The 15850-nt window shown below is 39.8% G+C and carries 14 protein-coding genes; 7 read left to right on the top strand and 7 right to left on the bottom strand.

Translation table 11 applies throughout. From position 1 onward, the window contains the following. The first annotated feature begins 1406 nt into the window (after positions 1-1406). Together AC1DCD_RS09340 and AC1DCD_RS09335 are read left to right on the top strand one after the other, a co-directional pair. Complete coding sequence (locus tag AC1DCD_RS09340; protein WP_036856673.1) at positions 1407-2636, top strand: site-specific integrase; 1230 nt, start codon at positions 1407-1409, stop codon at positions 2634-2636. Between the two features lie 4 nt (positions 2637-2640). Then, the gene (locus AC1DCD_RS09335; protein ID WP_036856675.1) at positions 2641-3819 is read left to right on the top strand and encodes a site-specific integrase; all 1179 of its coding nucleotides are present in this window, start codon (positions 2641-2643) and stop codon (positions 3817-3819) included. A gap of 76 nt (positions 3820-3895) precedes the next feature. Here AC1DCD_RS09335 and AC1DCD_RS09330 read toward each other — a convergent pair whose 3' ends face one another. The 7 genes from AC1DCD_RS09330 to AC1DCD_RS09300 all read right to left on the bottom strand — a co-directional run bounded on the left by AC1DCD_RS09330 (position 3896) and on the right by AC1DCD_RS09300 (position 6724). Continuing rightward, on the bottom strand, positions 3896-4288 hold the full coding sequence (locus AC1DCD_RS09330; protein ID WP_154648200.1) for a hypothetical protein: 393 nt from the start codon (positions 4286-4288) through the stop codon (positions 3896-3898). A gap of 61 nt (positions 4289-4349) precedes the next feature. Beyond that, a complete protein-coding gene (locus tag AC1DCD_RS09325; RefSeq protein ID WP_019036779.1) occupies positions 4350-4745 on the bottom strand; it encodes a hypothetical protein in 396 nt (131 codons plus the stop codon). Then, a complete protein-coding gene (locus AC1DCD_RS09320; RefSeq protein WP_019036778.1) occupies positions 4745-5146 on the bottom strand; it encodes a hypothetical protein in 402 nt (133 codons plus the stop codon). The genes AC1DCD_RS09325 and AC1DCD_RS09320 overlap by 1 nt, the downstream gene beginning before the upstream one ends. Before the next feature lie 6 nt (positions 5147-5152). Continuing rightward, positions 5153-5518, bottom strand: coding sequence for a hypothetical protein (locus AC1DCD_RS09315; protein ID WP_019036777.1), 366 nt, complete (start codon positions 5516-5518; stop codon positions 5153-5155). Next, on the bottom strand, positions 5518-5790 hold the full coding sequence (locus AC1DCD_RS09310) for a hypothetical protein (RefSeq protein ID WP_036856676.1): 273 nt from the start codon (positions 5788-5790) through the stop codon (positions 5518-5520). Before AC1DCD_RS09310 ends, AC1DCD_RS09315 begins: the two co-directional genes overlap by 1 nt. Before the next feature lie 346 nt (positions 5791-6136). After that, positions 6137-6439, bottom strand: coding sequence for a helix-turn-helix domain-containing protein (locus AC1DCD_RS09305; protein ID WP_019036774.1), 303 nt, complete (start codon positions 6437-6439; stop codon positions 6137-6139). 6 nt (positions 6440-6445) lie between these two features. Then, complete coding sequence (locus tag AC1DCD_RS09300; protein WP_081618445.1) at positions 6446-6724, bottom strand: helix-turn-helix domain-containing protein; 279 nt, start codon at positions 6722-6724, stop codon at positions 6446-6448. Positions 6725-7169: 445 nt separating this feature from the next. Here AC1DCD_RS09300 and AC1DCD_RS09295 point away from each other — a divergent pair, with 445 nt between their 5' ends. The 5 genes from AC1DCD_RS09295 (at position 7170) to drt3b (ending at position 15131) form a co-directional block, all read left to right on the top strand. Further along, on the top strand, positions 7170-8354 hold the full coding sequence (locus AC1DCD_RS09295) for a VapE domain-containing protein (RefSeq protein WP_019036773.1): 1185 nt from the start codon (positions 7170-7172) through the stop codon (positions 8352-8354). Positions 8355-8731: 377 nt separating this feature from the next. Continuing rightward, a complete protein-coding gene (locus tag AC1DCD_RS09290) occupies positions 8732-9673 on the top strand; it encodes a toprim domain-containing protein (protein ID WP_019036772.1) in 942 nt (313 codons plus the stop codon). A 333-nt stretch (positions 9674-10006) separates the two neighbouring features. Continuing rightward, positions 10007-11263, top strand: coding sequence for a MobV family relaxase (mobV, locus tag AC1DCD_RS09285; RefSeq protein ID WP_036856678.1), 1257 nt, complete (start codon positions 10007-10009; stop codon positions 11261-11263). Between the two features lie 227 nt (positions 11264-11490). Further along, positions 11491-12951, top strand: coding sequence for an antiviral reverse transcriptase Drt3a (gene drt3a / locus AC1DCD_RS09280; RefSeq protein WP_464641242.1), 1461 nt, complete (start codon positions 11491-11493; stop codon positions 12949-12951). Beyond that, positions 12948-15131 (top strand): antiviral reverse transcriptase Drt3b, encoded by a 2184-nt coding sequence (gene drt3b, locus AC1DCD_RS09275; protein WP_231551754.1) that lies wholly within the window; start codon positions 12948-12950, stop codon positions 15129-15131. Before drt3a ends, drt3b begins: the two co-directional genes overlap by 4 nt. Positions 15132-15850: the final 719 nt, after the last annotated feature.

Here is a 15850-nt window from a genome sequence, read left to right as displayed (position 1 = left end):
AGAGCTTTGGCAGATATCGGAAAGGGGTTGCGTATAAACTTCTCTAAACATGTCGCTTAATTTTGATTAGTTACTTAAAAGTGTAGCATTGGTTTGTAATCCATATGACACGTGAGTTTTGTGAATGATGTTCTTAACCGTTTCAACAAACATTTTATAGAAGGATTTAGGCTGCAATAAAGGTTCACCTCCATGAAAAATAACAAAAAATGCGATATATTATTATTCTGGCAATGTTCATTAATTCGCATTACGACCGGCTTAATCAGTTCCTCTGACATTCTGACCGGTTCTCTCATATATGATTTATCACCTTTATTAAAGACATAACAATAATCACAATTTAAATTGCAGCGCCCACTTACTTTAAGAATTAACTCCGTATACTTCATAGTCTTTATAAATTTACTTAACAAGCATTCACATAGAAAGTCATTATCAAAATTGCATTTGCGTTTATTATATTCATAAACCTTTAAGATGAAGAACAGCAAACGCAACAGACGCAACTTACATTGGTGACATAAACTACCAATAACAAAATAAGCAGCAATGAGGCGAAAATGATAAGTTCACTCCAACTTATATGCCGCTTAAATTAAATTTCTAAGACATTCTAGACTAGACAACGAGTAATCATTTCGTTCTAGGTCCAGGTCCGTAATTCACATAAGTAGATTCCGAATAATTGGGATAGATCGGGGGCATGACAGGCTTGTCCTTAACATCCTTTTCTGAGTCTGAACCATCTGGATCATACGAACGACTTCCACCCACAATACATGACATCTGTTTCTGTGAAAGAAAATCATTAATTCTCGCTTCATTCGCATTCAGTTCTGAATCACAAAGTCTAATTTTCATAACTAAATTGTTTTGGTTGATGTTGATAAATATAAAAACACAGCAGTTACACTAAATGCTAATTGCAAAATTAGAAGAAATAAATGAAATACGCAAATATTCCATAATATTACTGTCCGCTAAACTTTTGGGTAAGATACAAATTCAGGGATGACACTTCTCACGAGGTATCAGCCCTTTTTGTTATCTTTGCTTTTGTTCCCAAACTTAGATAACATGGGCAAAAGTACACATTTCTTCGGACAAATGCAAGAAAAAGGTTGATTTATGTAGATTGATGGTAAGTGATTGAGAATGTGTGAGAAATACGGATTATTGCCGTGTACTGCTTTGATGGTGAAAGTGCAGAAAATGTGGATTTGTGCATAAGATACGTTACCAAATCGTTAGTCAAATGTTTGTGGATAATGCGAGGTAACGATAAGCAGTTTGCACAGGGAAGACAATTTCTTTCATTATGATGTTTATGCGCTGAACCACAATATTTTGCATAACCGAAAACGCTTCAAAAACGGGTAACTTTGCCCATAAAACAGAAGCGTATGCAGAAAGACAAAATGAAGGTGTTGCTCTACCTCAAAAAGAACGGTTTGGATAAGTCGGGACAAGCTCCGATTATGGGGCGAATAACCTACAATCGCACGGTGGCTCAGTTTAGCAGTAAGCTGTCTTGTAATCCCAAGTTGTGGAATACTCGAGAAAGCCGACTAAATGGCAAGAGTCGTGAAGCAGTGGCTACCAATGCGAAATTGGACCAGTTGCTCCTCTCTGTACAGAGAGCGTATCAAACTCTATGTGATAGAGGAGTAGAATTCTCTGCCAAAGAGATCAAGGAGCTGTTTCAAGGCTCAATGCAGGGGCGAACCACGTTCTTGCAGCGATACGACCAAATGGTGGAAGAAGAGAAGAAACTTGTCGGGGTGGAGATTTCGAAACGCTGGCACTCGGTCTACTATATGATCAAGAAGCATCTGCAAGTCTTTATCCAAGAGCGATACCACACAAACGACATTACTTTTGGACAATTAACCGAGGACTTCTTGGACGGCTTGCATCAATATAGTGTCGGTAGACATGGTCATTCTCAGAGTTATTATCGCAAGATGACTTTGGCTGTAAAGAAGGTATGCCGTTTGGCTTTTCGTGAAGGACTGATTGACCGCCCTCTCTTTGATCTTGTCAAAGTAGACCGAGGAGAGAGCAAACTACCGAGAGCATTGGATAGGTCTTCTTTGGAGAAGATCTTGAATATTCAATTAGAAGATTACGAGGTAGAATTGTCTCTTGCTCGCAATCTCTTCCTCTTTACATGCTATACAGGTACAGCCTTCTGTGATATGATGAACCTGAGCAAAGAGCATCTTGTGCAGGATGATGCAGGAGCAATGTGGCTGAAGTTTAGACGACAGAAGACCGATACCCTCTGTCGAGTAAAACTTCTTTCCCAAGCTATTGCATTGCTCGACACCTATCATTCGGATGAACGAGATAGATTGTTGCCACCAATCACTTATGAGACCTACCGATTTTTGCTCAAAGCCTTACAGCTGAAGGCTGGAATATCTATTCCCTTGACCGCACATGTCGGAAGGCACACCTTTGCTACCTTAATAACCTTAGAGAATGGAGTGCCGATTGAAACCGTGAGTAAAATGCTTGGGCATAGCAAGATTGAGACTACTGAACGATATGCTCATGTAACACCAACGAAAGTATTCGAGGAGTTTGGTCGCTTTCTCTCTTTCACCTCAGATTTAACCCTTAGCCTTTAAGATTATGCGCAGTACATTTAAGATCCTATTCTACATCAATCGTAGCAAACTGAAAACAGATGGCACTACGGCTATCCTTTGCCGTATTACGATAGACGGTTCAAAAGTAGTGATGTCCACAGGAGAAAGCATTTCTCCCAACAATTGGAGCGTGAAGCGACAAGAGACAAATGACAAGAAACAGAATCAACGTTTGCAAGCATTTCGAGAGAAGATTGAGCAGGGCTATAATACTTTGCTTTTGCAATTTGGTGCAGTGAGTGCCGAGTTACTAAAGAACCATCTACAAGGAGTTGGAGCAAATCCGACCTCCTTACTTGTTCTTAGCCGAGAGGAATTGTCTATAGTTCAATCTACAAGAGCATTAAACACCTACCAAAGTTGCCGCTGCTACCATAGACAACTGGAATTGTTTGTGGAGAGTAAGGGAAAAGAAGATATTCCTCTTACGACCCTTACCATGGAGTTTTTCGATGATTATCGTATCCATCTCAAGCGAAAAGGCTATGCCTTATCGACAACGAAACAAACTCTCTTTTGGCTAAGTCGGCTGATGTATAGGGCGGTAAGTCAGCAAACTATTCGCTACAATCCTTTTGAGGATGCAAAGTATGAGCGAGTGGAGCGGAAGATTCGCTGTTTGGGTAAGACAGATGTTGCTCGTATTTTGGCTATGCCCTTTCAAAACAAGGAAGCAGAGTTTGTGCGGAGGATATTCCTCTTCTCTGTATTCACAGGCTTGGCTTTTGCCGATGTGAGCAAGTTGCGGTACTGTGATATCAAGACAAACAATGCAGGGATACGTTATATCCGTCAGTACAGAAAGAAGACCGATGTAGAGAGCATTACGCCCCTGCACCCGATAGCCGAACAGATACTCTCGCTTTACCCATCAAAAGACAAGAAAGAAGACAGCACCATCTTTGCAACACCGCTGAGTAGAATACAGATAGGTATGCACCTCAAAGCTATTGGTTTGGCTTGTGGTATTCGGCAACCACTTTCCTTTCATGTTGGTCGCCATTCCTTCGGTACACTGACATTGGAAGCAGGAGTGCCGATAGAAAGTATTGCTAAGATGATGGGACATGCCTCCATTGCCAGCACACAGATCTACGCTCAAATCACAGATAGCAAGATTTCAAAGGATATGGATAGGCTGATAGAGAAATGTAGGAATTGAATGCAAACAAGATATGGACATCTTTTTTGGGTAATTATCTGTATAATAATGGATAAGGAAAGTAGTCAATGGTCTTTCACAAGAATAACCATAACAATTTGATTAGATGCCAAGGTAAAAGCAGTAGAGCAATAATACAACCGCTATTATTTGCATGATTTAGACTTCTTTTTCTACCTCTATTGCAACAAGATTGGCATATTTGAAAATGTGCATTATGGTCATATCCAGAAGTGAATCGAGCGGGATTCCCATCAATACTGCCACCACACATTGGACATCTACCATTATTAAGTAAACCTATACTTTTTAAATATTCATATTCCCTAGCACCATCAACAGTACCGAGTATAAATATTTTAGGGTCAGAACTATCTGCTCTATATAAATTCCTATTATTTTCCCATTTCCCTGTTTCTTCGTTAAACCCACGACATCTAAATCCAGCAGAATTTAATTCATTTGCCATAGTGGCATTCCACTCAGCCCAGGACATTTGTCTGATTTGATAAGAAGTATATTTCATGCTATTAAGGCTTTAATCTGTTTTTTAGCTCCATAGAACAAAGATAATCATATTTAAAGTATGCACTACCCATTTCTATTATTTCCGTTATAAGTTCTTCTCTTCCCCATTCCTTTGCTTCTTTTGAAATATATCCAAGAATAATAAAGACAGCCTGATTGATAGGTATTCTACCTAAGTTTTGGTGGTTTGGAATGAATATCTTAGCAGAGAAGGGATTGAAATTCCATTTTTCTAATGAGTTTTGGATTCCATAAGTGTATAACCAAGCTGCTTTTATAATTTCATCAAAATTATTGGTAAGTCTATAGTGCTCAATGCAGTTTAAGCACTCGTCACACGTTTTTGCTAACCTGTTAAGCGCAGGTCCAGCAGAAAGTAAAGTCTTGAAAAATCCCATTATTCAAAGCGTTTTGAAAAATCGAACATAAATTTCTCCATGTCCTTGTTTATATTGATAATCATATCCTCTTGATCCATATTTTCTAGAAAAGTCCATTCTTTTTTCAAATTTCCCATAATTGGGTTGTTCTTTATTTGCATAATAATGGTAACATTTCCGTATGAGGGATATATAGAGAAAACTTGAGAACCGCCCGCCCCACTAACTCCTACTGATACAAAAGTATTAGTTTCTTGAATAATCCTACAATTAGGATGACCTGATAAAAAATGTTCAACGAGAGTTGAATATTTTTTTCTAATACCACCATCAGCTGCAATCTTAGAAGATTGTTTTACTGTGTCATAAATAAATTTGATGACTATTAAAACGACAATAGTTATAATAAAGCCCCACATAAAACTTTAGATATATGATTGAAGTTCGTAAATTATATGTTTCTCAGTCTCTCCACGAGAAAAATGCCATTCTTTTTGAACACTGCTATATTTTATGAATGCTATAAGCAATCCTCCAGACGATTGATGAATTGCTAAATATTCTTTTTTGTCAGATGTGCCAATCTTAATTGCATCAGTTCTTTCAAAAATAATTTGATATTCACTATTTGATAAAATGTAATCAATCACACCTTGATAATGCTCACGAATAAAATTTGCTCTACCGGGAGTTGATAGTGATCGTTGTTCATCTTCATCTATTTTCTTGAAGATTGCATTTTTTATAGCCCAAAGAATAATGGCTATAACGGCAAATATAAACCATTTCATTATTCTAAATATTTTTGTAGTGCTTTATTACATTCATCTTCTAAAATAGATTGATAATCCAATCCGTTAATAGAACAAAGAACTTCCATTTCATTACTATTTTTAAGGGCTTGATACAAATAGCCAATGGCAGCTTTTACCATAAGTCCCATAAATAATGGGTCATTGCTACCCAAATCTTTGATAGCATCTCGAACTGAAGTGTCAAATGAAGAAGCAATCTTCTTTCGTAGAGTTGACGCTACCGAGGTTTTTTTTCTAAAGTTAAACATATTGAAGTTTTTAATTAATACGAAAAGGCGTGGAACTGTATGCTCCACGTCTTAATGTCCAGGCCCTGAGAAAACCTTTGTAAGTAGATGTGGAAATAACAGCCCCACGCTATATGCGTGGAGACTATCATACCTTCTCTTGCTTACTTTTTGAAGTTTCTCAGGCTTCGGACATACAAGACGAAGACATAACGCCTCTTTTTTACTAAAATGTATGAGCACACTATATGCTCAACTGCAAAATTATAGATTTTCTGTGAGATTCTAGAGAGAAATAAAGCATTTAACACAAACCGCTAGAAAAAACAGAGAAAATCAGAGGTGGAACAAAGAAAAACCTGCACCGTTATTGATGTAGGTTTCTGTTTATATAATTCTCTTTTAGAATTCGTTGCAGGTCAGACATGCGATAGAGTTTCTTTCCAGCTATCTGCGTGTATGGCAGTATTCCTTTGTCCCGATAGTCCTGCAAGGTGCGTGGAGAAAGGAAAAGCCTTTCACAGACTTCTCGCCCTGTGAGGTAGAGTTCGCCCTCAAATAGTGGACGGTGTGTCTGTGCTGTTGCTCGTACATGCTTTGTAAGGTTTCTAATGCCCGAGATGAGTTGCTTCATCTCTGGTGTTTCTTTGTTGATCGTTTCAAACTCCATAGTCGTTTAGCTTTTATGAGGGTTAGACTTCGAGAGGAGAGCTTCCACATCCTCACGTTTGTAGTAGCACTTATGCCCGATCTGAATAAAGGGCAATACCGCAGTGTCTCTGTAATGTTGCAGTGTCCGCTTGCTGATATTCAGTATTCGGCACACATCCCCATTGTGCAATAGGTCGGGTAATTCGGCAGGTGGAGCAAAGTGCTCGTTGAAGCAGTCTGTGAGTTCCACGATACTCTCTTTCAGTTCCTCCCAAGCGGAGGTGTCAATGGCTGTAAATCTCATTTTCCGTTGTTGTTTTATTTGCGTGATTATTGATTTCTGACGCAAAAGTAAGCAGTGGATTTCGATTTCCGAAGAGGTCGTGATAAGCAGGGAAGAAGAGGGAAACGGCAGGAAGTCCACGCATCATATCTCCCCTATTTTTCCCTTTTCAAATCCTCTTGCATCGCTCTAAAAGTCATTTGTTCCTTACGAAAAGTGCAAAACTCTGCGAATCGTTGCAGACCTCACACTTTCTCACCGTACTATCCGCACACTTATTTTGCCCCTTTTCCTCCATTGTTGGGCGAAAAGGGGCTTTCTCGTTGTGTCGTAGCAAAGAAAAGTGATGTACTTTGATGCAAGAACACCGCCACCTTTGGCTCTGCGAAAAAGCCTGCCTAACTTGGCTTTGGTAATCGAGAACGTGCCAAATATCAAAACCAAGTAATAGAAAGCAATTCGCACAATGAAAAGAGAAAACTGCGACAACACCTCAAAGAACATCCAAATAGAGGAGTTCCTTTCGGAGCGATATGAGTTCCGTTACAATACCGTCTTAAACCGAGCCGAGTATTGCCAAAGAGGAACGGGGAACTATGTGGCGATAGACCGCTACTGCATCAACACGCTTAAACGAGCCTTGAATAAGGAAGCCAACGTACAGACTTCATCAGAAAACTTATACAGTATCATAGAAAGCGACTTCTCTCCACGGATCAATCCTGTACAAGCCTATTTCCACAGTTTACCTGCTGTAGACGCAGTGAAGCAAGAAGCAATAACTGCACTTGCTAATTGTGTAATCGTAGCCAATCCCGATAAGTGGAGGGAATACCTTACCAAATGGTTGGTGGCGGTAGTCGCCAATGCGATGGATGACAAGCAGTGTTGTAACCATACTTGCCTTGTATTGACGGGTGAACAGGGAAAATTCAAGACCACATTCCTTGACCTCCTTTGTCCGCCAGCCCTATCCGACTACCGCTATACGGGAAAGATATACCCACAGGAGAAAGATGTGTTGAGCCTTATCGGTCAAAACCTCATCATCAACATTGACGACCAACTCAAAGCCCTCAACAAGCGAGATGAGAACGAACTGAAGAACCTCATTACCTGTCCACAGGTGAAGTATCGTATGCCTTACGAGAAGCATATCGAGGAGCGACCACACTTGGCGAACTTCGTGGCTTCGGTCAATGGCAACGATTTTCTCACCGACCCGACAGGAAGCCGACGTTTCCTACCTTTTGAGGTATTGGCGATAGATATAGACCGAGCCAAGACAATCCCAATGGATGCTGTGTATAGCGAAGCAAAAGCACTACTAAAAAGCGGATTTCGCTATTGGTTCAATGATGAGGAGATTATCGAACTGCACCATAATAGCGAAGCCTTCCAAATCTATACGACTGAAATGGAACTATTGCTCCGCTACTTCACCTTTCCCTCGGATGCAGAGAAAGCCACCAAGCGATTCTATATGACTAATTCGGAGATAGTGGGGTATCTCTCCTGCTATACCCGACAGCAGCTCTCTCCCAAGCGGATGGGCGAAGCCTTGCGAAAGGCTGGTTATACAAGGGAGTGTCGCAGGGTAAACAGCAATCCCGTATATGTCTATGCAGTTCGCAAGATTCATCCCGAGTAGCCGCCATAGCACCCTCTTACTATCTCCCTTCACTATACTCATTCCTCTTTTCCTTTCTATTCTCCTTACTACATTACTACAACTAAGGATAATACAGTGAAAGAGAAAGGATTGCAGGAGGTGTCCATCTTGCGACACAGCTTACTACTATCTTGCTACGCTTCTACAGCTGAAAGAATGGCTATACGGTGTAGAAGGAATAAGTAGAAAGATAAAATGGAGGGAAGTGTTACACTTTTCTTTTTCACTGTCAATCACTTATCCGAGTGTCGAAGGGTAGTAGGATAAAAAGAGGAAAACTCTAAAAAGAGAAAACAGAACAAACAATGAAATAACGAACAATGAATATGAATAACCCAAACCCAACAATAACAGCAATGAACAACGAATATTACGACTTACAAAGTATTAAGGGAATATCCATAGCGGATTACCTTCATGCTCGGGGCATACAGCCCGTCAAGCAATACGGAAGTTATGCCCTTTACAATGCACCCTATCGGGAAGACTATAACGCCAGCTTGAAAGTGGACTTTGCACGGAATCTCTGGTATGATTTCGGCTTAGGCAAAGGTGGCAGCATCATAGACCTTGTGATGTTGTTGCAAAGGTGCAATGCTCACGAAGCAATGAGCCATTTGGCAGGGAACGCTCTTTCCTTTCATCGTGCAACTCCTTCAAAGGAAGAAATATCAAAACAATTCCCAAGCACAAGGCGCATTCTCGGCATCAGTGAGGAACTACCCCCACACCTGCAATGCTATTTGCAGGAGGAGCGGAAGATTGACCTTTCGCTTGCCAAACACTATCTGCGTTCCGTGTGCTATGAGGTGGACGGAAGAACTTACACTGCCATAGGATTTCCCAATCGAACAGGAGGATATGAACTCAGGGACAACGGTCATTTCAAAGGGACAATCGCTCCGAAAGATATTTCCGTTATCGGTAGTGAGGAGGGTGCAAAAGACACCACACACAACATTTTTGAGGGCTTTGTCGATTTCCTGTCCTTTCTCACGATGAAAGGAAAAGAAACCATCTCACCCTCCATCGTGCTGAACTCGGTCAGCAATCTTTCACGAGCTATTGCCTATCTTCACGAGAACGGCATTGACTCCGTTCGAGCTTTCCTTGACAACGACCAAGCAGGACGACAAGCCCTCCAGTCTATACAATCGGCTGGTATCAAAGTAGAGGATATGAACCGACATTATGGCAGATATAAAGACCTGAACGAGTATCACGTTTCTCGCCAGAAAGTGATGGAACAAAAACAGAAGGAACCGCAATCGGTCGTCAAGCGTGGATTTCGCAGATAAGGCAAAAGAGTGCAATTAAAACCAAGTATCAACCGGGTATCCTTAGGGACTAAAAGAGAACAAGAGGCAGATAGATAGTTTTGTTTCAAGAGCAATGGCAGTTTTCCCAACTGCAAGTTTCCTAAAAAGAAACTTAGCAACAAAGCTTCTGTGCATTCAGAGAATGCAAACATCTCAAAGGGGGAGTTTCGGATTGGGCGGAGCGGCATTTAGAAGAAATGCCATAGCTCATTAGGGCATTTTCTTCACGCTCCACTCCGTTACCGCTAAAAAAGCCCTCCTTAGCCAAGGAGCTTCGCCCCTTTGGATACCCCTTAAATCCATCATCAACTTATGGGCTACGCAGTATTACACATAGACAAGGCACGTGGCAACGACTCGGCAATGACCACTCATATTGAGCGAACATTCGTGCCAAGTAATGTCGATGCAACTCGCACACACCTCAACCGTGAGTTGGTGCAATTTCCTGCAAATGTCACCAACCGAACGGAAGCCATTGAGCATCGCATTGCCACGGCAAACATCTACCGAAAGGTAGCGGACAATCAAGTCAAAGCACTTCGTTTTATCCTATCAGGTTCCCACGAGGATATGCTTCGACTTGAAAGCGAAGGTCGCTTAGAAGAGTGGTGTGACAGCACGATGCAATGGCTTTACACCACCTTTGGCAAGGCAAACGTGGTAGCAGCCACACTTCATGCTGACGAGGAAACACCACATATTCATGCAACGGTGGTGCCGATAGTGAAAGGAGAAAGACGAAAAGCCAAGGCAGAAGCCGAGAACGGCAAGCGGAAGTACAAAGTCAAGAAAGACAAGGTACGGCTCTGTGCCGATGATGTGCTTACCCCGAAGAAATTGGAGGAGTACCAAACCACATACGCAGAACAGATGAGGTCTTTCGGGTTGGAGAGAGGTATGTACGGCTCGGAAGCCAAGCACCGCACCAATATGGAGTATTACAAGGAACTGCTCAAAGAGACGAAACAGAAACAACTTGAGGAGGAAGAGTTAATCAAGAAAATCAAGGAGTTGGAGAAGCAGGCAGGGAAACTTCGTGTAAAGGGTACACTCTACTCGCTTTTTGGGAATACGGAACTTGACAAGGCAGAAAAATGCGTCGGAGAGTTGGAAAGGGAGATGGAACAACAGAGGTTTCTTTCTGAAAAGGAGAATGCCGAAATCCGTAAGGAGGTTATACTCCTGCAAGATACCGTCAAAGCCAAAGACAAGACCATAGCTGAACAGCAAAAGGAAATCAAGGTGTATGAGGAAGAGCAAGGTTTTATCAAGCGATTCTTTCATAGCTTCTATCTCTTGCTTAATATTCGTTTGATGCTCCGCAAGATGGGATTTGATGATGATACAGTAGTGAAGATGCACCAAAGGCAGGTGGCAGTACGTGGTACGGCTACGGCATATTCAGGAATGTACAAACGCTACTTCACGGAGGAGAATGCAGAACTCCGTATCACGACTAACGAGAAGCGTCAGCCAATTCTTACTATCAACGGACTATCAGTTTCCGATTGGTGCGAACAGAAATGGCAACAACTCATTCACCGTAACCGCTCGCAACGACTGTAATCGCTTTTTTCTTTCACTGACAAGAAGAAAAACACGAAATAACGCTCACTTTTCCACGCAAAGTGTTACCTTTGCAAGTGAAATAGTGAGCGTTCTTTGGTTATTCAAAATATTTTGTATCAGTGACTGCGCTTTTCTGTCGAAATAAAAAGCAAAACAATTACCTCCAAACCGAAGCGGAAGGAGTGGATGAATAAACAGATAGATAGATAGACAAACTCTAAGAGATGTCTCAATATAGCTTCTCATATAACTACGATTCGCTGAATGATGCGTTCAATGCAGTAAATAGGAAGGGAAAGATGCAGAAAAGGTATCTTTCACTTGAATATTTGGATGCAGCTCAGAACTATCGTGAGATGAGAAAGGAACTAAATGAGATATTGAGAAAGAAAAAGACAGAGCGTACAGAGGAAGAAACGAGTCATATTGACCACTTAAAGCAATCGATGAAGGAAAAAGCCCTGCAACAGAAAGCCTTGCTTCAAGAGCATCTTAGCAAAGTATCTTTAAATATTTTGTCAAGTAGTTTTCGTTTCAATCTTACGTCAGATGCGTCAAAAGATCCGCAGAAGCCAGTTTATTCTATTGGAGCTACAGCTGAAGAGTTTTTCGCAATGCAAGTTCTTTGCAGAAATGTGAAAAAACTGTTTAAGATATCCATGTCAAGTCGCGACGAGATACTTTCTCAGTTAAAAATGTTGTTGAGGGAGGATAAAAGCAGGTACTATATCATCCGAACGGATGTTTGTAACTGTTTTGAGTCGATACCACATGATAAGTTGTTTGAGTCTTTGGAAGGTAACAATCTGCTTGATGTAAAGAGTAAATCCCTTTTGCGAGGACTCATCCGAAAGGAGTTTGAAGCCAAGAATCTACGCCCACTTGTACCAACCTTACAAACTGGTATTCCACGAGGTTGCGCTATCAGTTCGTTACTATCTGAATTCTATTTGTCCAAAATAGATGAGGTGATAAAGAGATTTTTGCCAGGTGTTTTATTTCTTGGTAGATATGTGGACGATATGGTGCTTGTTATTCACCCTGATATCAGAGATGAATACCATAAATCAATAGATTGGTACATTGAAGAACTTAAGGAAATTTATTCTCAAAAGGGATTGACAATACACACACCATCAGATGGCTTAGGAAAATGCTATATGTATGATTCGGCTAATGCAATAGATTTAGACTTCAATCTATTAGGATATAATATTCATATTGGCAATGAGAATAGAGATAGTCTGCTATTCTCGCTCTCTCAAGACAAATTGAAAAGTATTACAAATAGAATAGATAAGTCGTTCTCTACTTTTGACAATATGATTGATATAGTAGGTTTCGATGTAGCAGCACACTATTTGTTTGATGCACTTCATGTATTGACCTGCAACATAAATCTGTATAACGTAAAGAAAGGAGTTAAGGTTGGCATCTTTTATTCCAATCAGCTATTGGATAATAAAAGAAATCTGTCATACTTGGATGGACAATTGAGTCGCAACATAGGTAGGCTGAGTCTTTCTTCAAAGACATCTATTGCAATTGCAGATAGGGCTGTACTAGAGGATAGACTGAAACGAAAGCTTGCTTTACTATCTTTTACAAAAGGATTTGATTATCCTCACAAGCGTTACAAAGTAAAGAAGCAGAGACTACGAACTATAAAATCATCGTGGGTATGAGAAAGAGAAAGAAGATAAAACTTAGTTATAGCAAAGAGCGAGTTCTCTTTTCCGATGTTTTGCCCTACGAATGTCCTATAATATTCTCAAACCGATATTTGTATCGATTTCTTGCCAAGTATTTATGGGTTGGTGAAAAACAAAAGGTTGATAATATCACGTGGAATATCTTGAAGCAATCTAAACGTTTGGATGAAAAGTATGCGAATGCTTTTGCTGCATTGCTATTTGGATGTTATGAAAAGGGTAATGAAATCGGGACACTCCAACATCGACTAAATGCTCTATTCTATCCTTATCATTTCAACATAGCTCACAAGCCGAATAAGAACAGAACCCTATCAATTATACATCCATATAGCCAGTGGCAAGTAGTAGAGTTTTATAATCAGTATAAGTATTCTATACTATATCTTTGCAATCAGAGTAAATACTCTCTTCGCAAACCACACAAGATAGCACAATACTTTTACTATAGAGATCGACTTCATCGAAAGTTGTTAGGACATGAAAGCGACAAAGTTGAATTGTTCTTCAATGAGTATGAGAACTTAAAAACTTACTTCAGTTACGAAAAGTATTCAAATATATACAAGTTCTATGAGGATTACAGATACCAACGAGCAGAAAAGAAATTCAAACATCTTGTGAAGTTCGATTTACAGAGCTGTTTCGACAGTATTTACACCCACACTATAAGTTGGGCGACTGCAGGAGGTGCGGACAAGGTGAAGGTTTTGCCCGGATATCATGGTTCATGGGTTGGTGATGCGTTTGACAATCTAATGCAGTCGGTCAATGCTCGTGAAACGAATGGTATTGTAATAGGTCCGGAATTCTCTCGAATCTTTGCAGAGATTATACTTCAGTATATAGACCAAAAGGTTGAGCAGGAATTATTGGAAGAAAAGCTTTGTCAGAAATCTAACTATGAGTGTTATCGGTATGTTGACGATTATTTCCTATTCTATAATGATGAAAAGGATAGGAGTCTCTTCATGGAAAGTCTAACAAAATGGCTGAAAGAATTCAAATTACAAATCAGTCCGTCCAAAACTGAAGAGTTTGAAAGACCTTTTATAACAAAGGTTACAATAGCAAAACAGCGAATAGAATATTTATTTAGCCATATATTTTCGACTCCACTTTGGGAAGAAGTAGAATCAAATTTGGATGTGGAGAAAGAAGATGAAGCCGAAGACGAAAATTCGGATAAAGACAGGGAAATACTATATAAGAAATTCAATATATACCTGCCTGCAAATAGGGTAAATACTCAAATAAAAGCAATAGTTAAGGAATGTGGGATTGAATATTGCGATATAGCAAACTATCTGCTTGAGAAAATGAGCCAACGCCTTGACGCTTTTCTTAATCGATATGAAATGGGCTTCAAGAAATATGAGCGTCTGATGTCAAAAGAAGATACAGATAAAAATAAAGTAGAAATTCATGTACAAAAAGTACAAAGGAAACTTACAACTTATCTTGTATCTATAGTCGATGTGGCGTTCTTCGTATTTAATAGCAACAGACAGGTAAATACTACATTGAAACTGCAGAAGATAATGAATACCATTGTTATCTATGCAAAACGGCATGGTGATTTCAAAACTAATCCTGAGGTTAGATTCCAAACAATAAGCAAGGACATTATTTTTAAGAAGATTCAAGATGAAATAGCCTTGGTACTGGCTACAACGGATTCACATCGAAATACCTTGCATGAAACTCTCTATCTGTTAATATTAGCCAAAGAATTAGGTTCTGCATATCTGTTCGCACCTGAAGTTATTAAATCTTTTATTGATAAAAGTGACTTGCAGTATAACCTATTCGCATGCATTATATTGATGTATTACTATGCTAACCACAAGTGTTATAATGGGCAAAAGACAGTATTGAAAGATAAGATTTTGAAAAAGTATCGGCTTGTTGCGGAGGCGGAGCGTAAACGCAATTCAGAACTCACGATTCTCACGGCGGATATGATGACTTGTCCCTTTGTGGATGATGCATATAAGCAAAAGCTCCTTACATTGATGGGCATTGCTGAGATGAAAGATCAACGAATGATATTGCGCTTTGCTAAAAAGCAAAAGTACATCTTCACTCGTTGGACAATGTTTAATTTGAATAAAGAATTACAGGCAAAGATTTCACAGGAGGTATATTCGTAGCTTCTGTAACAGCTGTTGGTCCAACTATACATTCACACACATAACCTTCAAGCTAGCCGAAATGACGCAGGAAGTTACGTTTTCCAAAATGGTTGGTTAGGATTGTACCGAATGTGAAATCTTTCCTTTTTTCAAACTCATAAACTTATAAAAAAGAAGTAACCTTCTATGCTTGTAAAACCAATGCTAGATACAATAGAATATGGGAATATCTTTTTTTCTTTCACTGACAAGAAGAAAAAAAGGAAAAGACGCTCACTTCTCCTCGCAAAGTATTACCTTTGCAACAGAAATAGTAAGCGTTCTTTGGCTATTCAAAATATTGTGTATCAGTGAACTTGGCTCATTTCCAAATCGTTACCTATACAACCTGCATTTAATCGCAGAACCTTGTACTTTAAGCACTTAGCTCAGAATCATATTTTTTCTTCGGACAGCCGGTATATGGTCAGCTGATAAAATCTCTCGACCATGATAAAATAGTTGAAATAAGCCGTCGAAACGGCGGTGAGCGGTATGTGATCGCCACCAGAGATACCAGGAAATGAATAAGGAGGCTTGTCTCTAACATGCTGTCATCCGAACTATTTTGTCTCAATGAGTTGGAATAAGGATTTCTATGTTTAGCGGACAGTAATAATTTTTGGCGTATAGCTCATTTTGCAGGATGATTTTGAGAAGTATGTATCCTATAGCTCAAATTGCAGGATGATTTTTTC

The sequence above is a fragment of the Prevotella sp. C0209C1 genome, assembly GCF_056583855.1.
The sequence above is the reverse complement of the archived record's forward strand: the minus strand, read 5'-3'. Positions and strand labels throughout refer to the sequence as shown.

Bases quoted from the DNA above. Each gene is read 5' to 3' on its own strand.
- AC1DCD_RS09340 (WP_036856673.1), top strand. From the start codon at position 1,407: ATGCAGAAAGACAAAATGAAGGTGTTGCTCTACCTCAAAAAGAACGGT.
- AC1DCD_RS09335 (WP_036856675.1), top strand. From the start codon at position 2,641: ATGCGCAGTACATTTAAGATCCTATTCTACATCAATCGTAGCAAACTG.
- AC1DCD_RS09330 (WP_154648200.1), bottom strand. From the start codon at position 4,288: ATGGCAAATGAATTAAATTCTGCTGGATTTAGATGTCGTGGGTTTAAC.
- AC1DCD_RS09325 (WP_019036779.1), bottom strand. From the start codon at position 4,745: ATGGGATTTTTCAAGACTTTACTTTCTGCTGGACCTGCGCTTAACAGG.
- AC1DCD_RS09320 (WP_019036778.1), bottom strand. From the start codon at position 5,146: ATGTGGGGCTTTATTATAACTATTGTCGTTTTAATAGTCATCAAATTT.
- AC1DCD_RS09315 (WP_019036777.1), bottom strand. From the start codon at position 5,518: ATGAAATGGTTTATATTTGCCGTTATAGCCATTATTCTTTGGGCTATA.
- AC1DCD_RS09310 (WP_036856676.1), bottom strand. From the start codon at position 5,790: ATGTTTAACTTTAGAAAAAAAACCTCGGTAGCGTCAACTCTACGAAAG.
- AC1DCD_RS09305 (WP_019036774.1), bottom strand. From the start codon at position 6,439: ATGGAGTTTGAAACGATCAACAAAGAAACACCAGAGATGAAGCAACTC.
- AC1DCD_RS09300 (WP_081618445.1), bottom strand. From the start codon at position 6,724: ATGAGATTTACAGCCATTGACACCTCCGCTTGGGAGGAACTGAAAGAG.
- AC1DCD_RS09295 (WP_019036773.1), top strand. From the start codon at position 7,170: ATGAAAAGAGAAAACTGCGACAACACCTCAAAGAACATCCAAATAGAG.
- AC1DCD_RS09290 (WP_019036772.1), top strand. From the start codon at position 8,732: ATGAACAACGAATATTACGACTTACAAAGTATTAAGGGAATATCCATA.
- mobV (WP_036856678.1), top strand. From the start codon at position 10,007: ATGGGCTACGCAGTATTACACATAGACAAGGCACGTGGCAACGACTCG.
- drt3a (WP_464641242.1), top strand. From the start codon at position 11,491: ATGTCTCAATATAGCTTCTCATATAACTACGATTCGCTGAATGATGCG.
- drt3b (WP_231551754.1), top strand. From the start codon at position 12,948: ATGAGAAAGAGAAAGAAGATAAAACTTAGTTATAGCAAAGAGCGAGTT.